Here is a 1,773-nt window from a genome sequence, read left to right as displayed (position 1 = left end):
CGGCGCCGCGGGGTCGAGGCCCCCGAAGGTCCCGCCGTTCAGGCCTCGAGACTTGCGATGTGCGATGTGCGGTAGGCCGTCCATAGAGCGCGACCATTGAGCACCTTCGGCCAAGGAGGGACGGGACTCGACCCTTTTTCGGCCACGCCGAACTCGGCACCAAGAGGGTGCTGCTGCTGGTGAAAGCGCTCAGACGCCAGGCCGCCTGAGCGGTCGAGTCGGCATCCGATCAGGCCCTCGAATGCCGACGCAACCCCATGTGTCGAGTCTTACGAGACACCTCAAAGGGTTGAGGCCCGTCTCGCCGTTTCGGCCTCGAAGCGCATGCGCGAAGCGCGAGTCTCGAGGCCGAAACGGCGAGACCAAGGGGGCCTCAACCCCGCGACGCCGCAGGCGGCGCCGATAGACACTGCACTATTCTGCTTCGCGTGGCGATATCCAAGGTCGAGCGCCTGATGAATCTGGTCATCGCGCTGCTGTCGACTCGGCAGTTCCTGACTGCGGAGCGTATACGCGAGAGTGTCGCGGGCTACGAGGACTGCGCCAGCGACGAGGCGTTCAGCCGGATGTTCGAGCGCGACAAGAACGAGCTCCGGGATCTGGGCATACCGCTCGAGGTGGGCCCGTCCGGTCGTTTCTCGACGGTGGAGGGTTACCGGATCAACCGGGATGCCTATGAGTTACCCGATATCGATCTGACCAGTGAGGAGTCGGCGGCGGTGGCGGTGGCTCTGCAGATGTGGGAGTCGCCGGAGCTGGCGGCGGCCGCGGCGGGGGCGCTGCTGAAATTGCGGGCGGGGGGTGTGCACGTGGAGACCGATACCGCGTTCGCGGCCATTCCCGCCGTGCCGGCGCGGACGCGCGGGTCCGAGCCGGTGCTGGGTAAGTTGCTCGCGGCGATCGATGCCGGGCAGGCGGTACGGTTCGAGCATCGCGGCGCCAGTAACGCGCCGTATCTGATGCGGGATGTCGAGCCGTGGGGGGTGGTGACGTGGCGGGGACGCTGGTATCTGGTGGGGCACGATCGCGACCGGGACGCGGTGCGGACTTTCCGGCTGTCCCGGATCGGGGAGGAGATCACCGCGTACGGTCCGCGCAATGCCGTGCATCCGCCGGCGGGGACGGACCTGCGGGAGATCGTGACCCGGGTAACCGGTAGCGCGCCGGTCACCGGTTCGGCGACCATCTGGGTGGCACAGGGCCGGGGCCGGGATCTGCGCCGGATCGGCGAGGTGGTGGGTAGCCGGACCATCGGTGACCGGCCGGGCAGTGTGCTGGAGGTGCCGATCCGGTCGCAGTCCTGGCTGGCCCGGTTGATCACCGGGTTGGGGGCCGATGCGCTGGTGCTGGAACCGGCGGAGTTGCGGGCCGATGTGGTGGCGCGGTTGCGTTCGGTGATCGACCGGACGGAGGTGGCGTTGTGAGTACGCGGTTGTCGGCGCGGCTGTCGCGGCTGCTGAACATGGTCCCGTATTTCGTGGCCAATCCCGGGATCAGCGCGGCCGAGGCCGCGGCGGATCTGGGAGTGACGACCAAGCAGTTGATGGCCGACCTGAATCAGCTGTGGATGTGCGGGCTGCCCGGCTACGGTCCCGGTGACCTGATCGATCTGTCCTTTTCGGAGGAGAGTGTGCAGGTCACCTTTACCGCGGGTATCGAGCGGCCGTTGCGGCTGACCTCGATCGAGGCGACGGCGGTGCTGGTGGCGTTGCGGTCGATCGTCGATCTGCCGGGGATGGTGGATCCGACCGCCGCGCATTCGGCCATTGCCAA

At 67.7% G+C, this 1,773-nt stretch carries 1 protein-coding gene and 1 pseudogene; both read left to right on the top strand.

Annotated elements, in window-relative coordinates; all coding sequences use genetic code 11:
* Nucleotides 1-428 precede the first annotated feature (428 nt).
* On the top strand, nucleotides 429-1,424 hold the full coding sequence (locus ON38_RS14030; protein WP_085995411.1) for a helix-turn-helix transcriptional regulator: 996 nt from the start codon (nucleotides 429-431) through the stop codon (nucleotides 1,422-1,424).
* Between the two features lie 38 nt (nucleotides 1,425-1,462).
* Nucleotides 1,463-1,773: pseudogene (locus ON38_RS14025) on the top strand (protein pafC); the annotation flags it as partial.

The sequence above is a fragment of the Nocardia testacea NBRC 100365 genome (assembly GCF_000308775.1).
In the GTDB taxonomy this organism is placed as follows: domain Bacteria; phylum Actinomycetota; class Actinomycetes; order Mycobacteriales; family Mycobacteriaceae; genus Nocardia; species Nocardia testacea.
This window is presented reverse-complemented; position numbering and strand designations above follow the sequence as displayed.